This is a genomic window from Chryseobacterium indologenes, assembly GCF_018362995.1.
GTDB lineage: Bacteria > Bacteroidota > Bacteroidia > Flavobacteriales > Weeksellaceae > Chryseobacterium > Chryseobacterium indologenes_G.
In genome coordinates, this window is the sequence record NZ_CP074372.1 from 4,747,619 (window position 1) to 4,772,005 (window position 24,387).

The following is a 24,387-nucleotide window of genomic DNA, read 5'->3' on the forward strand; positions in this document are numbered from 1 at the left end:
TACTTTTAGTGGTTTGTAGTATTATAATCCCCAAAGATTTTTCAGCAGAACATAGTATGTATGCTCCTCTTCAGTTACTTTATTATCCGCTTTGATCAATGATTTTGCAAACTGAACAAACTTTACGCGTTCTTCTTCTGTAGAATCTTCATGGAAGCATCTTGCATGGAATTCAAAGTGGTCTTTCCATTCTTCAGGCTGTAAAAGAGCCAGAGTTTCCAATTCGTTGTCAAGGTTCATTCTGAACGGAAATTCATCCGCCATATATTGCTGTACCAGCATTCCTTCCTCAGGAGCAAACTCTCCGTCTACAGAAGAAAGGATCATTAATAAGTGATATCCGGCGATTGATTTATTTGATTTTTGCATGAGCTGTAGTATGTTTAAGTTTAGTGTTTAAATTTGATAGTTGATAGTTGATAGTTGATAGTTGAGCTAAGATTATTTCTGCTCCTTATCACTTATCATTTATAATTCATCATTTATAATTAATTAACGTAGTCCTTTGCAGGCTGTTTATCTATAATTTTTCCATTCTCAAGAATCAGTACAAACGGGTTGCTTCTTGCTATGGTTTTGATGGCAGTTCCGTCCATCATTGCATTTTTAATCGTTTTAAAAGTATTCGGATAGGTAGAAACTCCATAGATTAGAGCTCCTTTCTGTGTATTTACTTTAGCTTCCACTTTCTGAAGCAGGTCAGCAGGAACATCTTTTGGATGATATGAGAATACCAAAACAGCTTTTGGAGCGTTGATAATTTCATTCGTAACTTCCATTCCTGTAGGGTCTTCAATCTTAAATTTCACAATCTCAGATTTATAACCTTCTTTGATCAGCACAGATTCATTTTTTCCTTCCTCAATTTTCCATGGAGAACCTTCTGCCCAGTATTCTGTCTTTTTGATATAATCATCCTGATTTACCTTGATAACAGCTCCTGTTTTCTGATTTTTCAGAGAATAAAAAGTCTTGTATTCAGAAGGGTTTTTTTCGATTTTTACTTTTTCACCTTTAATGTCTGTTCCTACTTTATAATCACGGAAATCAATGATCGGTTCATGCATAATTCCCTGTGCCATAACGTAAACCATGCCCAGTGAAAATACAGTTAAAAGAACATATTTAAAAGTATTGGAAGACTCTTTTTTGGTAATTCCGTACTCATCTTTTTTACGGAAATCTTTTCTGTACAGGACGAAAAGGATAATTAATCCTACAAGAAGTACAACATCTTTAAGGAAGCTCTGCCATGGAGTAAATTTAATAGCATCACCAAAACATCCACAATCTGTTACGACATTGAAATACGCCGAATAAAAAGTTAGGAACCCAAAGAAAATACAAAGGGCAATTAATACGGACAAGGTAAATTTAAGCTTTAATTTCAGCAGCAGCATAAATCCCAGGAAAAGCTCCAGTACCACCACTATAATGGAAAACAGCAGGGCAAACTTTTCTAAAAACGGCATATTGAAAACCGGAGGGGCAAAATATTCTTCCATTTTGAAAGAAAAACCTACCAGATCCACGGCTTTCACAAAGCCTGAAAGGATAAAAATAATAGCAATAATAAAGCGTAATAAACCTTTAAGCATATTAAATATTTTTGGGTTCGAATTGATTTTCTTTTTCCGAGAACTTGATCAGACAGAAGACCGCATAGTTCAGCATATCGAAATAGTTGGCATCAAGTCCTTCTGAAACGATTGTTTTTCCCTGATTGTCCTCAATCTGTTTAGTTCTTAATACTTTCTGGTAAATAAGATCTGTGATTGAAGAGATTCTCATATCTCTCCATGCTTCACCATAATCATGATTTTTTCTTTCCATTAAAGCTTTCGCTTCGTTGGAATATTTGTCATACAGACCTAAAATTTCTTCTTTATTTTCATTGAAATCATTGGAAAGACCTTTTTCAAGCTGAATAAGCCCAATGATAGAGTAGTTCACAATAGCGATAAATTCATCTTCCTCACTCTCATCCACCATTTTTTTATCGGTCATCTGAAGCGTGCGGATCCTGTTGACTTTGATGTAAATCTGGTCTGTAATGGAACTCGGTCTTAGCACCCTCCATGCAGCTCCATAATCCTGTAACTTTTTACCGAAAAGATCACGACACTGACTGATAACTTTCTCGAACTGTATTGATGTTTTTAGCATAAATTTTCTTAATCTTCCAAATATACGAATTCGGTTTTAGATTTTTGAATTTGAGAAGCTGAGTTTGTGAGTGGGAGAGTTTTAGAGTTTCTGGGTTCTACTTACCGAATTTCAGGACTTGGCCGTGTGGCTCTAACTTCCAGCCTCCAGCTTCCATCCACTAATTTCTAATTTCTAGCTTCTAATCACTCATAAAACCTTATAAATCCCTAATTTTGCAGGATATAAATCATTTATCATTCATCAATTATAAATTCCCATGCTCTCCAATTCTCCAACCTATTCAATCAACTGTAACGGTCGTTTAATACAACTTGATACCCCAAAAATCATGGGAATTCTCAATCTGACCCCTGATTCTTTCTCTGACGGTGGAAAATTCAATACCGAAAAAGCTGCTCTGGAGCATGCCGAAAAACTGTTGAAAGATGGAGCAGAAATATTGGATATAGGACCTCAATCCACACGTCCTAACGCAGAGTTTTTGAGTGCTGAAGAAGAAATAAAAAGAATTGGAAATATCATTTCTCTGATTAAAAAAGAATTCCCGGAATCCCTGATTTCCCTTGATACTTTTTACGCAGCAACCGTAAAGTTTGGGTTCAATGAAGGAATTGATCTGATCAATGATATTTCCGGAGGCCAGTATGATGCAGAAATGTTTGATACGGCAGCTCAGACAAAACTCCCGTACATTTTGATGCATGTAAATCCTTCTTATGATACCATGCATGATAAGATCAGATTTGAAGATATAACATTGGAGGTTAACAGATATTTTTCACAAAAAACAAAAGAACTTTTAGAAAAAGGAGTGAATGATATTATTCTTGATCCCGGTTTTGGATTCGGAAAAACGGTAGAAGATCAGATGAAAATGATTCATGAGGTTGAATATCTTGGATTTGGAAGGTTTCCTTTGCTGATAGGGATTTCCAGAAAGTCATTTATTTATAAACCGCTGGGAAAATCACCTTTGGATATCAATGAGGAAACCCAGAAACTTCACATGAAAGTTTTGGAGCAGGGTGCAAAAATTGTAAGAGTTCATGAAGTCGCTGAAGCAAAGCAAACCCTTACTCATTTTTTACGGAAAAAATAAAAAGTGTGAAAAAAACTTGTGAGTAATTAAAAAGTTTATACATTTGCAGTATGAATTTTATGAATCAGAAAAATATTATTGTCATTTCTATTATCGCTGTTGTCATTAGCAACAGGAAGGAAACGGCATTTTAGATAGATTTTAATTTAAATTATATATAGAACCGTTTCAAATGTTGAAGCGGTTTTTTTGTTTTAATTTTTTATAGTAAAAAATATGTACCAGTTAGTATCAGTAATTATTATCGTCATTATTATTCCCTTGCGTCTGTGAGATGGAAGATGTATAACTGTACATATATTGAGCCCTCTCACACTGTGAGAGGGCTTTTTTTATTCCTTTTTATTAATTTTTTAAACCTCTATAACATGTATTACAACGACGACACGATTATCTACTTTGATGGAAAATTTATGAAAGCCAAAGATGCAGGGATGGATCTTTACGGACAGTCTCTTCATTATGGTTACTCTGTTTTTGAAGGAATTAAATCCTACAACACAGATAACGGAACCCAGATTTTCAAAGCAAAAGAACATTACGAAAGACTGAAAAGATCAGCAGAATTGATGCATATTCCCTTCGATTATTCTGCCGAACAGCTTACAGAGCTTACCTATGAACTTCTGGAGCGTAACGGTTTCACAGATGCTTACATCCGTCCGTTGGTCACATGTTCACCCAATATGTCACTTTCAAAAGGCCAGAAATCTTATTTGTCACTTCTTGCCTGGGAGTGGAATAACGGCTATCTCGCAGATAAAATGAAAATCATGACTTCCCCTTTTCAACGTCCAAATCCGAAGGCATTTAAAGTGGAAGCCAAAGTAGGAGGACATTATGTAAACTCGATACTTGCCTGTCAGGATGCCAAAGACAAAGGCTATGATGAAGCATTGGTTTTAGATGAAAATGGAAACGTTGCAGAAAGTTCGGGAGCGAATGTTTTCTACGAAAAAGACGGTACTTTATTTACTCCGGGCAAAGGAAGTATCCTTCCGGGAATCACAAGACAAACGGTTTTTGAAATCTGTGAAGAGCTTGATATCCCAGTTAAAGAATCCTTTTTCAAACCTGAAGAAATGCGTGGTGCGGATGCAGGTTTTTTCTGTGGTACAGCAGCAGAAATCGTTGCACTGGATTCTCTGGATGATGTCCCATTTACAAAAAGCTGGGAAGATACAGTAAGTGAGAAGGTGCAACAGGCTTATTTGAAAAGGGTAAGAGTTCTGTCATTGTAAATTTTTAGAATTTAAATTATTGATTATCAGATAAATAAATCTATTTTTTAAATGATTGGATATTGTAGTTTTTAGGAAATTTAGAAATGAAAGAAATATTACAAGCTGTAGTTTTGGCTGAAAATTAAATAAAAAAAATCGCTTTAAGCAGATGAGAAGAAAAGAAAATGAAGAATAATATGCTAAATAAATATTCAAAAACATTCACACAAAACAGTGAGCAGCCCGCAGCCAAAGCAATGTTGTACGGGATAGGATTTAAAGAAGAAGATATGCACAAAGCCCAGATTGGAATTGCCAGTATGGGATACGATGGAAATACATGCAATATGCACCTCAACGATCTCGCTAAAATGGTAAAAGAAGGAACGTGGGAACATGGATTGGCCGGACTGATATTTAATACGATTGGTGTAAGTGACGGAATGAGCAACGGAACAGACGGAATGCGTTATTCTCTGGTGAGCCGTGATGTAATTGCTGACAGTATTGAAGCAATCTGTGGAGCCCAATATTATGACGGACTGATTGCATTACCAGGCTGCGACAAAAATATGCCGGGAACCATTATTGCAATGGGAAGATTAGACAGACCATCCATCATGGTATATGGAGGTACTATTGCTCCCGGTTGTTACAAAGGAGAACAGCTCAATATAGTTTCAGCTTTTGAAGCCTTAGGGAAAAAAATTGCAGGAGAAATTACAGAAGAAGATTTTGATGGTGTTGTGAAAAATTCATGTCCCGGAGCAGGAGCATGTGGAGGAATGTACACTGCCAATACAATGGCTTCTGCAATTGAAGCATTAGGAATGAGCCTTCCGTATTCATCCTCCAATCCTGCTTTAAGCAAAGAAAAACGGGAAGAATGTCATGAAGCGGGAAAATATCTGAAAGTATTACTGGAAAAAGATATTAAGCCTTCCGATATCATGACCCGAAAAGCTTTTGAAAATGCACTGCGCATGATTGTTATTTTGGGAGGAAGTACCAATGCTGTTTTACATTTTATAGCCATGGCAAAAAGTGTCGGAGTATCACTGGATCAGGATGATTTTCAAAAAATGAGTGATTGTACTCCTGTTCTGGCAGACCTTAAACCAAGCGGAAAATATCTGATGCAGGATTTGTATGAGCACGGAGGAATACCATCGGTAATGAAATACCTTTTAAAACAAGGACTGTTACACGGGGATTGCCTGACTGTAACCGGAAAGACATTAGCCGAGAATTTAGAAAATGTTCCAGATCTGGATTTTAATACACAGAAAATCATAAAACCTCTTTCAGAACCTGTAAAAGCTACCGGACATCTGAGAATACTGTACGGAAACCTTGCTGAAAAAGGAAGCGTGGCGAAAATCACAGGGAAAGAAGGCGAACGTTTTGTAGGGAAAGCCCGTGTATTTGATGGTGAAAAAAATCTGATCAGAGGAATTCAGGACGGAACCGTACAACATGGTGATGTCATCGTCATCCGGAATGAAGGTCCGAAAGGAGCTCCCGGAATGCCGGAAATGCTGAAACCTACAAGTGCGTTGATTGGAGCTGGCCTTGGAAGCAGTGTCGCTTTAATCACAGACGGAAGGTTTAGCGGAGGAACCCATGGTTTTGTAGTGGGACACATTACTCCCGAAGCCCATGAAGGAGGTCTGATAGCTTTTGTAAACGATGATGACCTGATTGAAATTGATGCCGTAAACAATACTATACAGCTCAAAGTTTCAGACGAAGAAATTGAAAGAAGAAAAAAAGGGTGGCAAAAACCCCCTCTTAAAGTACAGAAAGGACTGCTTTATAAATATGCATTAACAGTATCATCGGCTGCTGAAGGCTGTGTAACGGATGAAATCACTCAATAAAAGTATATGGAAAACCTGAATTTATCAACAGAAATACAACTTAGCGGAAGCCGGATCATTCTGGAAGCATTTCTTAACGAAGGCGTAAAAACAGTTTTCGGATACCCTGGCGGGGCTATTATTCCTATCTACGATGCCCTTTATGATTATCGGGAAACGCTGAAACATATTCTGGTACGTCATGAGCAGGCAGCGGTACATGCGGCACAAGGTCTGGCAAGAGTATCAGGAGAAGTAGGAGTCGTTTTGGCAACAAGTGGTCCGGGAGCAACCAACCTTGTGACGGGATTAGCGGATGCTCTGTTGGATAATACCCCTTTGGTTTGTATTACAGGACAGGTTTTTGAACATCTTCTGGGAACCGATGCCTTTCAGGAAATAGATGTAATGAATGTTACAAGCCCGGTTACCAAATGGAATTATCAGGTTACTGATGCCAATGAGCTTCCCGAAGTACTGGCAAAAGCATTTTACATCGCAAAATCAGGCCGTCCAGGTCCTGTATTGATTGATGTTACTAAAAATGCCCAGCTGCAATCTGTTGATTATAAAGGATATTCTCCATGTCATTCATTGAGAAGTTATAAACCAGATCCGGATCCTTGTTTTGAAAATATTGAAAAAGCGGTACAGCTGATCAATGAGGCAGAAAGACCATTTATTATTGCCGGGCAGGGGATTATGTTGGGGAAAGCTGAAAAAGAGTTCTTAGAGTTTGCTGAAAAATCAGGAATTCCGGTGGCATGGACAGTGCTGGGAATGAGCGCTATTCCTACCGATCATCCACAAGCCGTTGGGATGGTAGGAATGCACGGAAACTATGGACCGAATATTTTAACCAACGAATGTGATGTTTTGATTGCTGTCGGAATGCGTTTCGATGACCGTGTAACAGGAAAATTGGATCAGTATGCGAAGCAGGCGAAAATCATTCATCTGGACATCGATAAGGCAGAGATCAATAAAAATGTGAAAGTAGATGTTCCGGTTCTTGGAAACTGTAAACACACACTTCCGTTTCTTACAAAATGGATTACAAAAAGAGAATACCCGGAATGGCATGAAAGATTTAAAAGCTGTCATGAAATTGAAAGTATCAACCTCATCAATACTGAACTTTATCCTGAAGAAGGAGAAATTACAATGGGAGAAGTTATCCGTTATCTGAACGAGATGACAAAAGGAGAGGCGGTAATTGTAACCGATGTGGGACAGCATCAGATGGCAACATGCCGTTATTCTAAATTTAAGAATCCCCGTACCAATGTAACAAGTGGTGGATTGGGAACCATGGGATTCTGTCTTCCTGCTGCAATAGGAGCATCCTACGCAGAGACTGGACGTCCTGTAATTGCTGTCATGGGAGATGGAGGTGCTCAAATGAATATTCAGGAGTTGGGAACCATTATGCAGTATCATCCGGAGGTTAAAATTCTAATCCTTAATAACTGCTATCTGGGAATGGTAAGGCAATGGCAGGAATTGTTTCATGAAGAAAGATATTCCTCGGTGGATATTCAGAGTCCTGATTTTGTTCAGGTGGCAAAAGGATATAATATTCCAGGAAACAGAGTCTCTGAGAGAGAAGATTTGAAATGGGCCATTCGGGAAATGCTGGATCACAAAGGATCTTTCCTTCTTGAAGTTATGACCGGAAAAGAGCACAATGTATTCCCAATGATTCCTCAAGGGAAAAGTGTTTCGGAAATTGTACTGAATAATAAATTTTAAAAATAAAAATATGAAAACAGATCATAAAGAATATACCATTACAGCGTATACCGAAGATTATTTAGGGTTGATCGGACGGATCAATGCTATTTTTTCAAGAAGAAGAATTTCTATGGTAACCTTCCATGTAGGTCCTTCAGAAATAGAAAAAGTTAAAAAATTTGTCATAGTGATCAGGGAAACCGAAGATTCTGTTCAGAAAATCAGCAGACAAATGGAAAAGCAGATAGACGTTCTGGAAGTACATTATCACAGAACCCCTTATCTGACTGCAATAGAATACGCAAGCTAGTAAAAAAGTAAACATCATAATCAATAACAAATAAAATCAAAAAAATGGCAAAATTGAATTTTGGAGGAGTAGAAGAGAACGTAGTAACGAGAAATGAATTTCCGTTGGAAAAAGCTCAGGAAGTATTAAAAAATGAAGTCGTAGCAGTAATTGGATACGGAGTGCAGGGACCCGGACAGGCTTTGAACCAGAAAGATAACGGAGTTAATGTCATTGTAGGACAGAGAAAAAACTCCAAATCATGGGATAAAGCAATCGCAGACGGATTTGTTCCGGGAGAAACTTTATTTGAAATCGAAGAAGCTTTAGAAAAAGGAACCATTATCTGCTACCTTCTGAGCGATGCCGCACAGATTGAATACTGGCCAAAAGTAAAACAACATCTTACTCCGGGAAAAGCACTGTATTTTTCTCATGGTTTCGGAATCACCTTTAGCGAACGCACAGGAATCGTTCCTCCAGCCGATGTAGATGTATTTCTGGTAGCACCAAAAGGTTCGGGAACGTCCCTGAGAAGAATGTTTCTGCAGAACAGAGGTCTGAACAGCAGTTTTGCCGTATACCAGGATGCAACAGGAAAAGCAAGAGAAAGAGTAACTGCATTGGGGATTGCAATAGGAAGCGGATATCTTTTTGAAACCGATTTTAAAAAAGAAGTTTACAGCGATCTCGCCGGAGAACGAGGAACATTGATGGGAGCTGTACAGGGAATATTTGCCGCTCAGTATGATGTATTGAGAAAAAACGGACACAGTCCTTCCGAAGCCTTCAATGAAACCGTAGAAGAGCTTACCCAGTCATTAATGCCATTGGTAGCAGAAAACGGGATGGACTGGATGTATGCCAACTGCAGCACAACCGCTCAGAGAGGAGCTTTGGATTGGTGGAAGCGTTTCAGAGATGCCACTTCACCTTTGTTTGAAGAGTTGTATGATAATGTGGCCAAAGGAAATGAAGCGCAGCGCTCGATCGACAGTAACAGCAAGCCTGATTATCGTGAGAAACTGGAAGTGGAACTTACCGAGTTAAGAGAAAGCGAAATGTGGAAGGCCGGCAAGACCGTACGAAGCCTGAGACCCGAAAACAATTAATACTTATACAAGATGATGAAAGAGGGAATAAGTTCCTCCGTTTTAGAGAATGTCTATAAAGCGGAGGAACGATTAAAAAATGTAGTGGTAAAAACACCTTTGGCTGTCAATAACAATCTGTCAGCCATTTATGACGCAAATATCCGTTTCAAAAGAGAAGACCTTCAAAGGGTAAGATCCTATAAAATAAGAGGAGCCTATAATAAGATGGCAACGATGTCAAAGGAAGAACTCTCAAAAGGAGTGGTGTGTGCCAGTGCCGGAAACCATGCACAGGGAGTGGCTTTTGCCTGTCATACCATGAAGGTGAAAGGAACTATTTTCATGCCTTTACCAACGCCTGGACAAAAACTTGAACAGGTGAAAATGTTCGGGGGAGAATATATTGATGTTATTTTGTTCGGAGATACATTTGATGCTGCCAAAGATGCTGCGCTGAGGTTTTGTGAAGATCATGACAGCGCATTTATTCATCCTTTTGATGATCCTGCGATCATTGAAGGGCAGGCCACAACGGCACTCGAGATTCTGGAGCAGGCTGAAGGTGTTGTTGATTATCTTTTTGTCCCGATTGGAGGCGGTGGATTGGCAGCAGGAATTTGTTCCGTCTTTCAGCATCTGTCCCCACAGACGAAAATCATTGGAGTAGAACCTTCGGCGGCAGCAAGTATGAAAAAAGCGCTGGAAAAAGGGAAGCCTGTCCTTCTTGAAAAGATCAGCCGGTTTGTAGATGGAGCAGCTGTACAGAAGGTGGGAGATCTCACTTTTGAACGCTGTAAAAATATCCTGCACGATATGGCTACAGTAGATGAAGGACTCGTATGTGAAACCATATTGTCATTATATAATAAAGATGCCATTGTTGTAGAACCTGCGGGAGCTCTTTCTGTGGCTGCATTGGAAAAATATGGGAATGAAATAAAAGGTAAAAATGTAGTCTGCATCATCAGTGGAAGCAATAATGATATTACCCGTATGGAAGAAATCAAGGAAAAAGCTTTGCTGCATGCGGGATTAAAACACTATTTCCTCGTTCGATTTCCACAACGCCCCGGAGCATTGAAAACTTTTGTAATGGATGTGCTGGGACCTGATGATGATATCACTTATTTTGAGTACACCCAGAAAAATTCAAAAGAAAAAGGAATTGCTGTGGTAGGAATTGCTCTGAAACAGAATAAAGATTTCACTCCTTTGATTGATAAGATGAAACAATATGATTTCTTTGTCAACTATCTGAATAATGATCCATCACTGATGAATTTACTTATTTAAAATTTTAAAACCATTAAGAAGAATTTAGTTTTAAGAATAATGAAGGAAATATCTTCAGATATTTATAAGCAGAATACTTCATTCAAATTCATTTGAATCTTAACTTTCCTTATAATCTAAATTCTTCTTAATGGTTCAATTTTTCTTTATCAATTATCTTTCCAGAGAAAAATTAGGAATTACTTTCGGACGTTCTGTTTCATTAGCAACCTTCCAGGATGTTCTGTACATCCATTCCGTCATTTTATACAGCTTTTTATAATTGATATTTTCAGATTCATCCTGTGGCGTATGGTACTGATCATGTAGCACACTCGTGAAGAATATAGCAGGAATCCCAATTTTAGCATACGGAAGATGATCGCTTCTGAAATAGAAATATTCAGCGTGGCTTGGAGAATCCCAATCTTTCAGATATTTGAATTTTGTACTCTCATTATTGGCTTCTTCAGCCATTTTTACAAGTTCTTCAGAATTCTTGTGTGGAGCATTTCCTCCCAATAAAGCTGCTTCATTATTGTCATTTCTCCCAATCATATCACCATTAAGCACGGCTACAATTTTCTCTTTTGGAACAACCGGATGAGCTGCATGCCACCTGGAACCTAGTAATCCTCTTTCTTCAGCTCCATGAAAAACAAACAGGATACTTCTTTTTCCCGGCTGCTTTTTATAAGCTCTTGCCATTGCCAGCATCGCAACACAGGTACTTGCATTATCATCAGCACCATTGTAGATCGTATCATTCTTTACAGGATGTCGGATTCCGTCATGATCCTGATGTCCGCTTAGCAGAACATATTCATTTTTAAGAACCGGGTCGGTACCTTCTATTTTTCCGATGATATTCACTGATGGATATTTGTAAGTTTCAGTGATGAGGTTAAGAGTTGCCTTAGGATTGTTTTTTACCCAGCCTGCATTTTCTCTTTTGATCCATAAAACAGGAATATTATTGGTGATTTTTTCTCTCAAACCTTCCACACCATAGCTTCCTCTTGTCATTTGAGGAAGTACTTCCACCCAGCTTTGTTCAGAAGTGTCGTCGGTAATGAAAATAATTGCTTTCGCTCCCAGTTCAGAAGCTTTATTGTAATATTTATTCCTTACAAATCCCGGATATCTTCTTACAAAAAGAGTCATATCCTTAGAGATATTTTTGTCTGAAGCATTTACAGCAAGTACTTTTCCTTTGATATTGAATTTAGCAAGATCTTCAGGCTCGGCGTTTCCCGCATATACAATTTCGGCATCTATAGAAGCGTTTACAGGCTCAGCAACCAGGAAGTCTTTCCATAGTTTCAAGTTATTATCTCCAATTTTCAGGCTGCTTTGTGGAATTACCTGATGTCTGTACATATCAAAGAACTGGAAAAATGTCCCGTTATCTCCGGCAGGTTTCATTCCAACTTCTTTTGCCTTGTCGGCAAGCCACATGGAGACTTTCAATTCATCCAGCGTTCCTGCTTCACGGCCCCAGAACTGATCTGTAGCAAGCTGATACATATCGGTACGAAGATCAGTTTCTTTGATGGCAGAAACCAAAGGTTTTTTATAATTCTGAGCATTTCCCAGGGTAAACAGGAAAAGGCTCAACAGAGAGTAAATGCAATTTTTATTCATAGCAGTATTTAATTAAATTCAGCTAATTTCTCTGAAAACTGTTTTGAAAATTCCTTTCTGTCTTCTTCCAGTTTTTCCTTTGTAGAAGGTAAAATATAATTAAAAAGGATCTTGTCTTCATTGTCTAAAAAGATAATTTCCTTTTCGTTCCCATCGATCATCTGTGAGAAAATTTCCCACATCGGAGTGTCTTTTAATTTTAATAATTCAAAAAACTGTTCTGCTTTGATTTCGATTTTCTGCATGTTCTTTTTTATATATTATCGGTGAATATTCCTGAATTTACATTCAAAAATAAAGATTTTGTCTTTTTCTGACGATTAAAACTCGAGAAACTTCAGTTTAAACTGAATCGCAAAGTTTTCTTTGAAATGAGGAGTTGCGTAATAACCCACTCTGTAGAATAAACCTAAGTTAAAATAACTGGAAAGGAAATTGTTCCATTCCAAACCTACTTCCTGATACAGGTGATCCAGTTTTCTGAACTTAAACTGATGGTATTCCGGATGCTTCATATCTCCGATAGTTCCTCTCAGAACAAAATCAAAGCTGGAAACATTGTGCCCGAAACTTTTGAAATACAACGGAAGCTTGTGAGTGAAGTAATATGCGATAAATCTGTCATTATAATATTTTCCACCCTCCAGAGTAGCAAATCCAAGATAAGAAGTAAGGTTAAAATTGAAATCCTTACCAGGAGAAGCAAGCCCGTTCATTGTAAAGTTTTTCCAGATTGGCGCTTCACCCAAAACAGCACCTCCGTACAGCCTGAAACCAGTAGTCCCGATGGGTGTCTTAAAATTATGAACAAAAAGAGCATCAAAACGAGAATAATTAAAGTTCCCCTGCAGCAGTTTGTAGCTCTGCTCATAATTGAAATACAACTCAGGATACTTCTGGTCAATCAGAGATTTTCCCTGAGGAGTCATGATATTGGTAGAATTCGGAGAATATTTTAAGGTAAAAAGCGTATTGAAATTCCTGTATGAAGTTCCTCTGTCTCTGAACTGATAATCAAATTCTGCCTCTTCAGTATTTCTTCTTACGGCAAGGGCAAGTGTAAGACCATTGGTCACGTCATTCATATAGGATAAGGCAGCTCCTTTGAAGTGAAAATATTTATCATTATTCAGGTTATTCCCGAAATTCATCGTCCTCATTTTGAAGTTCCAGAGTTTTCTGTTGAACTCTCCTGATGCCGTCACATCATCATACACCTCAAATCTGAAAATTGAATTTTTTTCCAGCGAGGTTTTCATATCAAGTCCCATTCCGTATTTCCATCTTCTGTCTTTTACACCGTATGCAAAATAATAATCCGGTGAAAAATAAGGGTTGAAATTTTCATTCAGTTTTGCCTTTAAACCTAATCTGAAGCCTTCATAAGAGTTATAATTGACAATTTCATCCACCGCAAAATCTACAGAACCCACTCTGATCTGTCCGTTCAGTAATCCGGATAAGATCTGTGCTTTGCTGTCGATTTTATATTTTTTACCTAAACTGTCGATCGTTTTATAGGTGTTTTGTTCTCTTTCCGTAAGAGGTTCCGTTCTGTAACGGTCCAGAGAATGGCCGTCAATATTTTTTACGGAGAAAGTATAGCCTTTGAAATCTTTGGGATTCTCTTCGATGGGAGCTTCGAAATCAAAATATTTTGAGGTGAGGAAAGCATAGGTGCCGAAGCTTTTTTTATCTTTCTTATCGTCAGCATGTTCCTTGTCATCCATCGCCATTTTCCCCATTTTAAGCTTTGTCTTTTCATGGGCAAGGAACCATTTGTTATTGTAGAATACCCATGTACTTGTGATAATTCCGTCGTTTTTATTTTTACTGAAATTTTCAATCTTTTTGATTCCGTAGGTTTCCGTATCTACATATATGGCGCCGTTATATTTTCGTTTTCTGTCCGTTTTTTTGTAATTAACTTCACGGAAACGGATCACAAAGTTTTTTCTCCCGTCAAGAGTAACGGTATCCGAAAGAAAGAACCTGTACAATCCTCTGTTCTCGGGCTTCACCTGTTCAGGAACAATATCCCTGTTACTCTGCTGGAGTGCAATCATTTCATAGATTGGCTGCTTCAGACCAGAAATTCTGTTGTCCAGAATATTGATCTTTTCACCATATTTTTTGGAATATAAAAACTCTTGTGCTCTTTCCCAGAGAAAGAGTTTACTTTTTGAAAATACTTTTCTTGCGGAAATATTATTTAATGAATCTTTTTCTCTTTTTTTCTTGAAAATATTTAGATCATTGAAATATTGATTAAACTGTGTAAGGCTGTCTTCATCAATATCCAGAGATATTTTTTCATAGGATTTATAAGAGTAGGAACCTAAACTTTTTGGAGAGTTTTCATTAAAAAGTTTGTTCACTTTTTTCAGAATTTCCAAAGCTCTGGGATCACTTTTATCTTCAATAACTACTGCTTCAATGCTGGTGGTTTTTGAAGACTTTTTGAGCAGGGAAACCTCCATGCTGCTTTCTACTGATACCGTTTCTTTCTGATAAGAATCGGCGTCAATATCAATGTTTTTGCATCCTGTTTTAAATTCAAGAACGCCCTGTTCATTAGTGTATCCAATGACGGTGTTGTCACATGATACTTTTGCGTTAAAAACAGGCTTTTGACTGGCGTCATCCACAATCTTAATTTTTGATTGCGAATACCCCAAAAAGCAGATCAGAAAAAATAATAACAGTAAACCCCTTTTCATGTAAAATTACTATGTCAAAATTAATGATATTTATTGTTCTGGAAAAGTTTTTAACATAGTATAACATTGATTTAATCTAATGTTTTCATGGACTTTGGACCGTATAAAACTGAATGATGACAACACTTGGATAGTCTTTCTGTATTTCATGAAAATTTCCAATAAAAAAACTCTTGAACGACCAAGGTTCAGGAGTTTTTTGATCAGTTGCTATTTTGTTTTCTATGGTTTATTGATCATCCAAAGCTTTCATAAATTCAATAATATCATCTATTTCCTTGTCCGTAAGCTGTAAAGGAGTATCAGACAGTGTTTGATTGTCTACTTTAAATCCAAAAGCTTTTCCACCGCCTTTGTTGTAAAAATTCATTATTTCTTTCAATGTTCTGTAACCTCCGTTGTGCATATAAGGAGCTGTTTTATTGATGTTTCTGAGGGTAGGCGTTTTAAAGGAATGCTGTAATGAAGGTACAGTTTCATGAAACTTTCCTCTTCCCGGATCATTGTCAAAGGTTTTATTTTCACCATTGACTGCCGTTCCTAAAACTTCCTGTTCAGTTTTCTTGAAATTGGGAGGAATTGTACCATTGAATAAAGGAACAAAATGACATATTGCACATTGAGCTTTTCCAACAAAAAGATTGAACCCTCGCTTTTGGTTTTCTGTCATTGCTGACTTATTTCCCCTCATATAATCATCAAAAGCAGAATTGAATTTTGACAAAGAACGGATATAACTCGCGAGTACATTCTGAAGCTGCCAAATCTCTGTTTTTTGAGAATGGTAAATCTTTTTAAATGCCGCCTGATAGTTTTTATCCTGATTGATTTTCGCGAGAATGACATTCAGATCTCCATGCATTTCTTCTTTATTGGAGATCACATCCGAACTCTGTCCTTCCAGGTCATCTTTTCTCATATCCCAGAACTGGCCGTGTTGATAGCCTGCATAGTTGAGAGAAGGAGCATTTCTTGCAAGCTCCGAATTTTCCAGTGACATAGATCTGGCAAGCCCGTCAGTAAATGCTTTCTCAGGAATATGACAGGTAGCACAGCTTCGGTTATTGTTGTTGGAAAGGATTTTATCATTAAAAAGCTGGTGCCCGAGCGAAGCCTTTTCTTCAGAGAATGCATATTCTTTTCCCGGAGTGAAAGCATTAGGATTGAAAGCATTTTTAGCAAAGAATGTAGCCGCATTTTTGTTTAGAGCTGTTGTTACCTCAACATCCGGGATTTTCTCCTGGTTTTTAAAATCCAGCATCAGAGTGGTGATCTTGTTCAAATGATCAGGGATAAAACTGGCGTAGTCAAAAGTATTTTTGTCTGTGTTTCTTTTCAGGATTTCAATGGCTGAATTGATTTCTTTAATGATACTTTTTAAAGCTTTGTCTTTCGAACGTTCAGTGGAAATTTGTTCCAGTGTCTCTTTGATCCCTTCCAGCGAAGAAGGCATTTCCTGTAAAAATATTCCGGAAACCGGAGTATCAAACCCTGCAATTCCCAAACTTGAAATTCTGAAAGCTTCCTGCCTTAATGCATCAAAAACCTGGTCTTTACTGATGGTAATAACCTGAAAGTTGGTGGCTATGGTATTGCTTTTATTGATGAGCTTATTGAGCATTCTGATCACCTCATCTTTATTTCCTTTATCATAGGGATAAAACATTTCTTCCAGAACCTGCAGTCCTTCGGGTTCTATTTCTGTATGCTCATCCATTTCTATTTCAGGAAGGGCAGGACCATTGATAAACCTAGCAGAGTGAGGAAGGAAGTATTCTACAGCCCATTCCATTTTTTTGTAGGTTTTTCTGATATCCTGGAATTTTTCCTGAAGAAGTTTTTCGTCAGAATTTTTGGAAACAAGGGCTTTCAGTTCATTGATCTGTTTTTCAAAATCAGTATTGGTTTTGATAATCCTGTTTTTTACAGAACCAAGATCTTCATATACGGGCTGCTGCTTATCATTTTTACAATAATAGAGCGTAAAAAGTGCTGCTGCACAGTATAAGAAAAGAAGTATCGGGTATTTTGAAAGTTTACTCATAAGTATGAAAAAGTATCAACAGAAATGTTCTATTGATACTTTAATTTGATATGAAGGAATTAAAACTATTTTTCTACGTTTCTGATGATGACGATCTGTCCACCTTCTTTATTGGTGTTGATTCCGGAACCGTCAGGATTTTTAAATTTATCCAGCTGCCATGTGTGTGAGTGGATATTCACTGAGAATGTATTTGGAATTCCGATGATGTCAGAAATATCAACCATTGCTCCGAATTCCCATGAACCGAATTTCTGCAGATCTCCGGATTGGTTGTAAGCAGTCTGCCATGCAGTATCATTTCTGTTGTGCTTCATGTTCAACCATGGTTTGTATTGTTTTGTAGCGATATTCAGCTGCCAGATATAAGAATCGTGGTTGGCATTTTTGTAATAAGAATCTCCGTCTTCCTGAATGTATACAAAGTTTTCAGTAACACATAAGTTGTCAGGATTGATAAGATTATTTCCAGGATTGGAATCTCCTTCAGCAACCACTTCCAGCTTTCCTGTCAGCATATTATTGGAGTTCAGAACAAGCTTATAAACTCTTCCCCACATTGTTAATCCCGCTTTCGGATTTACACCGTCAGAAGATTCTCCTGTAGCGGTAAAGTAAATTTCTCTTCCTTTTCCTGCTCCTTTTCTGTAATCTACATCTTCCACTCTTGAAAAACGGATGGCATTATTATCAATGTTTTTCTGGTTGATCTGGGCACCTGTAAGATTTTTGGCATTAGGAATTTCAACGAATTCTACATCGTAGCTGCTTCCTTTTGTCATATCCGTTTCAGTGTAGTTGCTGTTGGTTCTCTTTAAAGAATATAACTTTCCGTTATCAAGATCTCCCTGCGTATCGGCAACATACATAATCAGCTGTCCTGCAGACTGGTGAGAAGAAGAATAAGACTGATCTTCACCAATAATGATATAAGTTTTTCCGTTAGAAATATCTTTAGGAAGCGGAACTGCGTTTTCCATAGAAGCTTTTCCCAAAGCTGGTTTTACTCTTGTTTTATCAGTTGCCTGAGAGGTCGGAGCCAAAGGATTTAAAGCGTGAACCATACTTTCTTCACCTGATTCACCTGCAGTAAGGAACGCACTGAAACCGTGAATTTCTGGAGTTGCCAGTGTTGCAGAACACAATCTCGTCATTCCTCCGGTTCCGTTTAAGATATATTCTCCTTTTACAGGTTTAAACGTTTTATCTAAATATACTCTGGATACAGATTGTTTGATCTCATGATTGGTAATCATCAGATAACCGTCAGAATTAGGATCTTTCATGATTCCCATACCGTCCGGCTGGCCTCCGAAAACGAAATCGGGAGAACCTGAAAGAACATCAGAGCTGGAAATAAGGGTGGTAATATTTAAATTTTCAAAACCAGGCATCCCAAAGACGAAAGCGGGTTCTTTAGAGAAATTTTCAAGTTTGATTTTGTCATTGACAGGAGTGTTTCCGTCCCCGTTATTGTCATCGTTGCAGCCTTGAAATACAAGGGAAGCAAAGAGTAGGGCTCCGATAGTTTTGTTAATTTTCATAAATACGTTTTTTGAATTTCGATTATGGCAAAACTAAAGTTCTGGTATTAACTAAGTTTTAAGAAGACAAAACAAATAGTTTAAGATTAGATGATGATTTGTTAAGATAAGGTCAATAATTAGAACGGATATAAATAAAGAAGTTTTGAATGAAAATGGTAGTAACAAAGGGTGATATTTTATCATATAGGGTAAGTGAAAATTTCTATACACTTACTTTTTTCGTTCACAAATCCGTTACATTCCATGATGAAATAATGGTGATTTATGCTAAAAACAATGCTTTTACAAACCTTTATTAAATAAAAAATAATGATTCAAACAAAAACAGGCTGTCTCAAAATGAAACAGCCTGTTCTGATATTTATAATAGGTATCCTATTTTAGATATTCAATGCTTTTTGGTAAGCATTTTCTAATCCTTCAAGGTTTTTACCACCTGCTGTTGCAAAACCTGGGTTTCCACCACCACCGCCTTGGATTTCTTTAGCAAGATCCTTTACGATAGCGCCAGCCTGATAATCGGCAGCCAGATCATCAGAAACACCAACAGTAATCATTGGTTTTCCGTCTGCATCAGAAAGAATGATTGTCACTGAAGTTGGGATTTCTCTCTTCAGCTGGAATACGATGTCTTTTACAGAACCTGCATCCAAGGAAGTTTTCTTCACAAGAAGCTGCTTGTTGCCTTTCTGCTCATAAGCATTTTTCCATTCTCCGATTTCTCCTTTTGCTTTTTCCTTTTTAAGGGCATCTACTTCAGCTTTCAATGACGTATTTTCTTCGATCAGTTTCTCGATAGATCTTACGACATCTTTAGACTTCAATAATTGAGAAAGTTCGATGATCTGTTTTTCAAGATTGTTGAAATACTCTTCAGATTTATCTCCTGAAATCGCTTCAATCCTTCTGATTCCCGCAGCAGCAGAACCTTCAGAAGTGATTTTGAAATGACCGATTTCGCTGGTGTTTTTTACGTGAGTTCCTCCGCAAAGTTCTTTTGAACTTCCAAACTGAATCATTCTCACACTGTCACCATATTTTTCACCAAATAAAGCCATTGCCCCTTTCTCCAGAGCTTCCTGAATCGGAATGTTTCTGAATTCCTGTAAAGCAATACTTTCTTTGATCTTTTTATTTACTTTTTCTTCAATTAATGCCAGTTCTTCCTCCGTCATTTTGTTGAAATGAGAGAAGTCGAAACGAAGATAATCAGGACCTACATAAGAACCTTTCTGCTCTACGTGAGTACCTAAAACCTCTCTTAAAGCTTCATGCAGAAGGTGAGTCACAGAGTGATTAGCCTGAGAATTTTTTCTCTCGGAAGCATTTACTTTAGCATAGAAAACAGCACCTGCATCTTTTGGAAGACCATTGATTAACGAAATAATCAATCCGTTTTCTTTTTTCGTCTCCAGTACTTCAAAACTTTCAACAGCATTTTCCAGAACCCCTTTATCTCCCACTTGTCCACCTCCTTCAGGATAGAAAGGAGAACTGCTTAATACCACCTGGTAAAATTCTCCGTCTTTGTTTTCTACTTTTCTGTATCTTGTAATATAGGTTTCAGATTCAATCTGGTCGTAGCCTACAAATGTTTCAGGCTTTGATTCAAGATTTACCCAGTCATATACTTTCTGAGCAGAATCTGCTTTTGAACGAAGCTTCTGTTTTTCCATTTCAGCTTTGAATCCTTTTACATCAATAGTTAACCCTTTTTCTTCAGCAATAATTCTTGTTAAATCGTCAGGGAAACCGTAAGTATCATACAGCTCAAAAACTTCTTCGCTTGGCAATACTTTCAGATTATCTGCAATCGTCTGCTGGATCAGTTTTTCAACTCTGATCAGACCGTTTTCAATTGTTTTTAAGAATGAATCTTCTTCACTTTTGATAACTTCAGCAACCAGTTTTCCTTGTTTTTCAAGTTCCGGGAAGAAAGGTCCCATCTGCTCCTGCAGAACAGCAACCAGTTTGTAAAGGAAAGGTTCTTTCATATCCAGGAATCGGTAAGAATAAGAAATTCCTCTTCTTAAAATTCTTCTGATTACATAACCGGCACCTCCGTTGGAAGGTAGCTGCCCATCTGCAATCGCAAAAGAAACCGCTCTGATGTGGTCTACCACAACACGGATGGAAATATCTTTTTCGTCTTCTAAGATTCCGGTATATTTCTTACCTGAAAGTTCTTCAACCTTAGCAATAAGTGGAGTGAAAACATCGGTATCATAGTTGGAAGACTTCCCTTGAAGCGCCATACAAAGACGTTCAAAGCCCATTCCCGTATCCACATGCTGAGCAGGAAGCTTCTCTAACGATTTATCTGCTTTTCTGTTGAATTCCATGAAAACCAGGTTCCATACTTCTACAACCTGGGGATGGTCATTATTTACCAGTTCAAGCCCTGAAACTTTAGCTTTTTCTTCCGGTGTTCTCAAGTCAACATGGATTTCTGAACACGGTCCGCATGGTCCGCTTTCACCCATTTCCCAGAAGTTATCTTTTTTATTTCCGTTGATAATTCTGTCTTCTGAAATGTGAGATTTCCAGAAATCATAAGCATCCTGATCTCTTTCCAGATTTTCAGAAGCATCACCTTCAAAAATCGTTACATATAAATTTTCTTTTGGAATTCCGTATACTTCAGTCAGTAATTCCCAGGCAAAAGCAATAGCCTCTTTTTTGAAGTAATCCCCGAAAGACCAGTTTCCTAACATTTCAAACATGGTGTGGTGATAAGTATCTCTACCTACATCATCCAGGTCATTGTGCTTCCCAGAAACTCTCAGACACTTTTGTGTATCGGCAATTCTAGGGGCGGTAGGCGTTTTGTAGCCAAGGAAGAAATCCTTGAACTGCGTCATTCCTGAGTTGGAAAACATAAGGGTAGGGTCATCTTTCAGCACAATAGGAGCTGAAGGAACAATAAGGTGCCCCTTACTTTTAAAATAATCTAAAAATTTTTGACGTATCTCTTGTGATGTCATAGTATTGCTTTTGCTTTTTTAAATATCAAATTTTTGATAAGATGCAAATTTAAGATTTTTAAGCGATTTGTAATAATTTTATGCTATGTTTTGAATGGTGCCGGATTTTGATGATGAATGCTCCTGACCAAGGTTTATAAAGCCTGAAACCAATGATCATTATTTAATTTTGCAATTTCCCACTTAACTTACTACCTTCGTCACCATCTGATTAAGATAAAATATCCTTTTCTATGACGAAAAATGAAATTCTGAAAAGCTGGATAGAACAGTATTCAGGACCTCTCCTGAAGAAAGCACTGTATCTGCTTTCGAATAAAGAAGATGCTCAGGACGTTGTTCAGGAGGTTTTTCTCGCTGCCTACTCAGGATATGATTCTTTCGAAACGAAAAGCCAGCCTCTCACCTGGCTGATGGCTATTCTGAATAGAAAAATTGCAGATTTTTACCGGAAAAAATATAAATCAGAACCGAATATCAGACTTGATCATTTCTTTGATGAAACAGGATCGTGGAAAAATAATGATGTTTTAAATGACTGGAATGTATCTGGGGAAGGTGATGAACTTTTAGACAACGGAGATTTTAATAAAACATTAGAGGAATGCATCGAGGAACTGCCTTCCAAGTGGAAGATTCTGTTGAAAATGTACTATATTGAAGAAAAAAAAGCACCGGAAGTAAGTCAGGAATTGAATGTTTCTACGACTAATCTTTGGAAGATTTTGCAAAGAAGCCGTATGCAGCTCAGAGAATGTCTGGAGTTTAACTGGTTTTCAAGATCGTAAGTAAAATGATAAAAGAAATACTACATAAATTATTTTTACCATGCAGTGAAGCCACTTTACTGATGGAAAAAAGAAATGCCCAATCCATTTCTGCCAAAGAAAACAGGATGCTGAGCATGCACCTGATGATCTGTAAATGGTGCAGAATGTACAATGAAAAGCTGGCACTTTTGGATAAAGCTTTTAAAAAAACTTTTTCTGAAAAAGAAACTGAAATAAATGAGTCTGAAATTCAGGATTTTAAAAATAAAATGATCGATAAATTGAATTTCTAGGAAAAATTCTGTCAGGATTTTAAAAAGGCTCCGACTATACTATTGAAAACAATAAAGTATTCAATTAAAATCTTAAAAACATGGTCGGAACAGTACAGAAATCTAAAAATCAATTCACCCAAACCGGGTATTATATCTCCCTTTTCGGAGCAGCTCTTATTTTGCTGTGGATCGGTATCTTCAAATTTACGCCTACAGAAGCAGCCGCAATAAAACCTTTGGTAGAAAACCATTTCTTAACCTTTTTCGTATATAAGATTATGAGCGTTCAGGCAGTGTCAAATCTTATCGGAACGATAGAAATTATCATTGCATTACTCCTGATATTTAGTGCGAAATTTGCTGTACTGAAGAAGTATGCAGGAATAGGAATGGTGGTCACTTTTCTGGTAACATTAAGCTACTTGTTTACAACACCGGGAATGTGGAAAGTGGTGGACGGAGTGCCTGTGACAGATTTCTTTATTGTAAAGGACCTGATGCTCTTAGGATTTGGATTGATGCTCGTTCAAAATAATAAGTAATGAATAAAAAAAAGGTAAATATGAAAAATATACTAATTGTACTCGGAATTGTTCTGGGTATAGCAGTATTTGCTGCGGGATCGGGGCTTTTCAAGAAAACGAAGCCCAATGTAGTGGAAATAAAAAAAGAAAATGAGAAAATTATGGATAACAAAAACGTTAGAGAGATTTATTTTGCAGGGGGATGTTTCTGGGGAACAGAGCATTTTTTTCAACAGATTCGTGGAGTTGTAGGAACAGATGTAGGCTATGCCAACGGGAATACTCAAAATCCTACCTATGAAGAAGTAGTAAGCCATACAACAGGTTTTGTTGAAACAGTGAAAGTGAAGTATGATCCCGAGCAGGTAGATCTGAAACTGTTAATTGACCTTTACTTTAAAACCATTGATCCTACCAGCAAAGATCAGCAGGGAAATGACAGAGGAAACCAGTACAGAACAGGAATCTATTTCACCAACAAAACAGATGAAGCCATTGTAAAAGAAGAAGTTCAGAAACTGGCAAAAAACTATAATAAGCCTTTATTGGTAGAAACTATTCCATTGAAAAACTTCTACAGAGCAGAAGATTACCATCAGGATTATCTGGATAAAAATCCGGGAGGCTACTGCCATATTGAACCGGGACTTTTTGAAATGGCAAAAAAAGCCAATCCGCTTCCAAAGCCAGGCTATCAAAAACAGGATAAAAAAGTTTTAAAAGAAAAACTGACTGCAGAACAGTATAATGTTACTCAGGAAAACGGAACAGAAAGACCTTTTCAGAATGAATACTGGAATGAAACCCGCGAAGGAATTTATGTAGATATTACCACAGGAGAACCTTTGTTTATCTCTACAGATAAATTTGAATCCGGTTGTGGATGGCCAAGTTTCTCAAAACCGATTACAAAGGCTTTGATTGATGAAAAAATGGACCGTACCCACGGAATGACCAGAGTAGAGGTAAGAAGTAAAACCGGTGATGCTCACTTAGGACACGTTTTCACAGATGGTCCTACAGATAAAGGAGGACTTAGATACTGTATCAACAGTGCTTCGCTGAAATTTATTCCAAAAGCTGAAATGGAAACAAAAGGATACGGAAAATATCTTCCGTTGTTAGATAAAAAGTAATGTG

20 protein-coding genes are annotated in these 24,387 nt (G+C 37.6%); 11 read left to right on the forward strand and 9 right to left on the reverse strand.

Annotated elements, in window-relative coordinates; all coding sequences use genetic code 11:
* Positions 1 to 21: 21 nt before the first annotated feature.
* From DYR29_RS21635 to DYR29_RS21645, 3 genes are all read right to left on the reverse strand, one after another.
* The gene (locus tag DYR29_RS21635) at positions 22 to 369 is read right to left on the reverse strand and encodes a TerB family tellurite resistance protein (protein WP_213278477.1); all 348 of its coding nucleotides are present in this window, start codon (positions 367 to 369) and stop codon (positions 22 to 24) included.
* A gap of 119 nt (positions 370 to 488) precedes the next feature.
* On the reverse strand, positions 489 to 1,598 hold the full coding sequence (locus DYR29_RS21640; protein WP_213278478.1) for a BT_3928 family protein: 1,110 nt from the start codon (positions 1,596 to 1,598) through the stop codon (positions 489 to 491).
* Position 1,599: 1 nt separating this feature from the next.
* A complete protein-coding gene (locus DYR29_RS21645) occupies positions 1,600 to 2,166 on the reverse strand; it encodes a DUF1599 domain-containing protein (protein WP_213278479.1) in 567 nt (188 codons plus the stop codon).
* A gap of 331 nt (positions 2,167 to 2,497) precedes the next feature.
* Between DYR29_RS21645 and folP the strand changes: the two genes are divergently transcribed.
* From folP to ilvA, 7 genes are all read left to right on the forward strand, one after another.
* Positions 2,498 to 3,268, forward strand: a complete 771-nt coding sequence (gene folP, locus DYR29_RS21650) for a dihydropteroate synthase (RefSeq protein ID WP_249413561.1) — start codon at positions 2,498 to 2,500, stop codon at positions 3,266 to 3,268.
* Positions 3,269 to 3,636: 368 nt separating this feature from the next.
* Positions 3,637 to 4,509, forward strand: coding sequence for a branched-chain-amino-acid transaminase (gene ilvE / locus DYR29_RS21655; protein WP_213278481.1), 873 nt, complete (start codon positions 3,637 to 3,639; stop codon positions 4,507 to 4,509).
* Positions 4,510 to 4,688: 179 nt separating this feature from the next.
* A complete protein-coding gene (ilvD, locus tag DYR29_RS21660; RefSeq protein WP_213278482.1) occupies positions 4,689 to 6,371 on the forward strand; it encodes a dihydroxy-acid dehydratase in 1,683 nt (560 codons plus the stop codon).
* 6 nt (positions 6,372 to 6,377) lie between these two features.
* Entirely contained in the window at positions 6,378 to 8,102 is a 1,725-nt protein-coding gene (ilvB, locus tag DYR29_RS21665) for a biosynthetic-type acetolactate synthase large subunit (RefSeq protein WP_213278483.1), read from the forward strand.
* Between the two features lie 10 nt (positions 8,103 to 8,112).
* A complete protein-coding gene (locus DYR29_RS21670; protein WP_213278484.1) occupies positions 8,113 to 8,394 on the forward strand; it encodes a hypothetical protein in 282 nt (93 codons plus the stop codon).
* Between the two features lie 44 nt (positions 8,395 to 8,438).
* Entirely contained in the window at positions 8,439 to 9,485 is a 1,047-nt protein-coding gene (gene ilvC / locus DYR29_RS21675; protein WP_142719425.1) for a ketol-acid reductoisomerase, read from the forward strand.
* Positions 9,486 to 9,497: 12 nt separating this feature from the next.
* Positions 9,498 to 10,760: a threonine ammonia-lyase gene (ilvA, locus tag DYR29_RS21680; RefSeq protein ID WP_213278485.1), complete on the forward strand. Its 1,263-nt coding sequence runs from the start codon at positions 9,498 to 9,500 to the stop codon at positions 10,758 to 10,760.
* Positions 10,761 to 10,913: 153 nt separating this feature from the next.
* Here ilvA and DYR29_RS21685 read toward each other — a convergent pair whose 3' ends face one another.
* The 6 genes from DYR29_RS21685 to alaS all read right to left on the reverse strand — a co-directional run bounded on the left by DYR29_RS21685 (position 10,914) and on the right by alaS (position 21,678).
* Positions 10,914 to 12,383: a M20/M25/M40 family metallo-hydrolase gene (locus tag DYR29_RS21685; RefSeq protein ID WP_213278486.1), complete on the reverse strand. Its 1,470-nt coding sequence runs from the start codon at positions 12,381 to 12,383 to the stop codon at positions 10,914 to 10,916.
* Between the two features lie 8 nt (positions 12,384 to 12,391).
* Positions 12,392 to 12,628, reverse strand: a complete 237-nt coding sequence (locus tag DYR29_RS21690) for a hypothetical protein (protein ID WP_213278487.1) — start codon at positions 12,626 to 12,628, stop codon at positions 12,392 to 12,394.
* A 75-nt stretch (positions 12,629 to 12,703) separates the two neighbouring features.
* Positions 12,704 to 15,031 (reverse strand): DUF5686 family protein, encoded by a 2,328-nt coding sequence (locus DYR29_RS21695; protein WP_249413562.1) that lies wholly within the window; start codon positions 15,029 to 15,031, stop codon positions 12,704 to 12,706.
* A 301-nt stretch (positions 15,032 to 15,332) separates the two neighbouring features.
* Complete coding sequence (locus DYR29_RS21700) at positions 15,333 to 17,147, reverse strand: cytochrome-c peroxidase (RefSeq protein WP_213278489.1); 1,815 nt, start codon at positions 17,145 to 17,147, stop codon at positions 15,333 to 15,335.
* A 65-nt stretch (positions 17,148 to 17,212) separates the two neighbouring features.
* Positions 17,213 to 18,691 carry an alkaline phosphatase PhoX gene (locus tag DYR29_RS21705; RefSeq protein ID WP_213278490.1) on the reverse strand — a complete coding sequence of 493 codons (1,479 nt, stop codon included), beginning with the start codon at positions 18,689 to 18,691 and terminating at the stop codon, positions 17,213 to 17,215.
* Positions 18,692 to 19,074: 383 nt separating this feature from the next.
* Positions 19,075 to 21,678, reverse strand: coding sequence for an alanine--tRNA ligase (gene alaS / locus DYR29_RS21710; RefSeq protein ID WP_213278491.1), 2,604 nt, complete (start codon positions 21,676 to 21,678; stop codon positions 19,075 to 19,077).
* Between the two features lie 233 nt (positions 21,679 to 21,911).
* On the opposite strand from alaS, the gene DYR29_RS21715 reads away from it, so the two are divergent.
* The 4 genes from DYR29_RS21715 (at position 21,912) to msrB (ending at position 24,383) form a co-directional block, all read left to right on the forward strand.
* On the forward strand, positions 21,912 to 22,466 hold the full coding sequence (locus DYR29_RS21715) for a sigma-70 family RNA polymerase sigma factor (RefSeq protein ID WP_213278492.1): 555 nt from the start codon (positions 21,912 to 21,914) through the stop codon (positions 22,464 to 22,466).
* 5 nt (positions 22,467 to 22,471) lie between these two features.
* On the forward strand, positions 22,472 to 22,741 hold the full coding sequence (locus tag DYR29_RS21720) for a hypothetical protein (RefSeq protein WP_213278493.1): 270 nt from the start codon (positions 22,472 to 22,474) through the stop codon (positions 22,739 to 22,741).
* 80 nt (positions 22,742 to 22,821) lie between these two features.
* On the forward strand, positions 22,822 to 23,265 hold the full coding sequence (locus DYR29_RS21725; protein WP_213278494.1) for a DUF417 family protein: 444 nt from the start codon (positions 22,822 to 22,824) through the stop codon (positions 23,263 to 23,265).
* Positions 23,266 to 23,285: 20 nt separating this feature from the next.
* Positions 23,286 to 24,383 carry a peptide-methionine (R)-S-oxide reductase MsrB gene (msrB, locus tag DYR29_RS21730; RefSeq protein ID WP_213278495.1) on the forward strand — a complete coding sequence of 366 codons (1,098 nt, stop codon included), beginning with the start codon at positions 23,286 to 23,288 and terminating at the stop codon, positions 24,381 to 24,383.
* Positions 24,384 to 24,387: the final 4 nt, after the last annotated feature.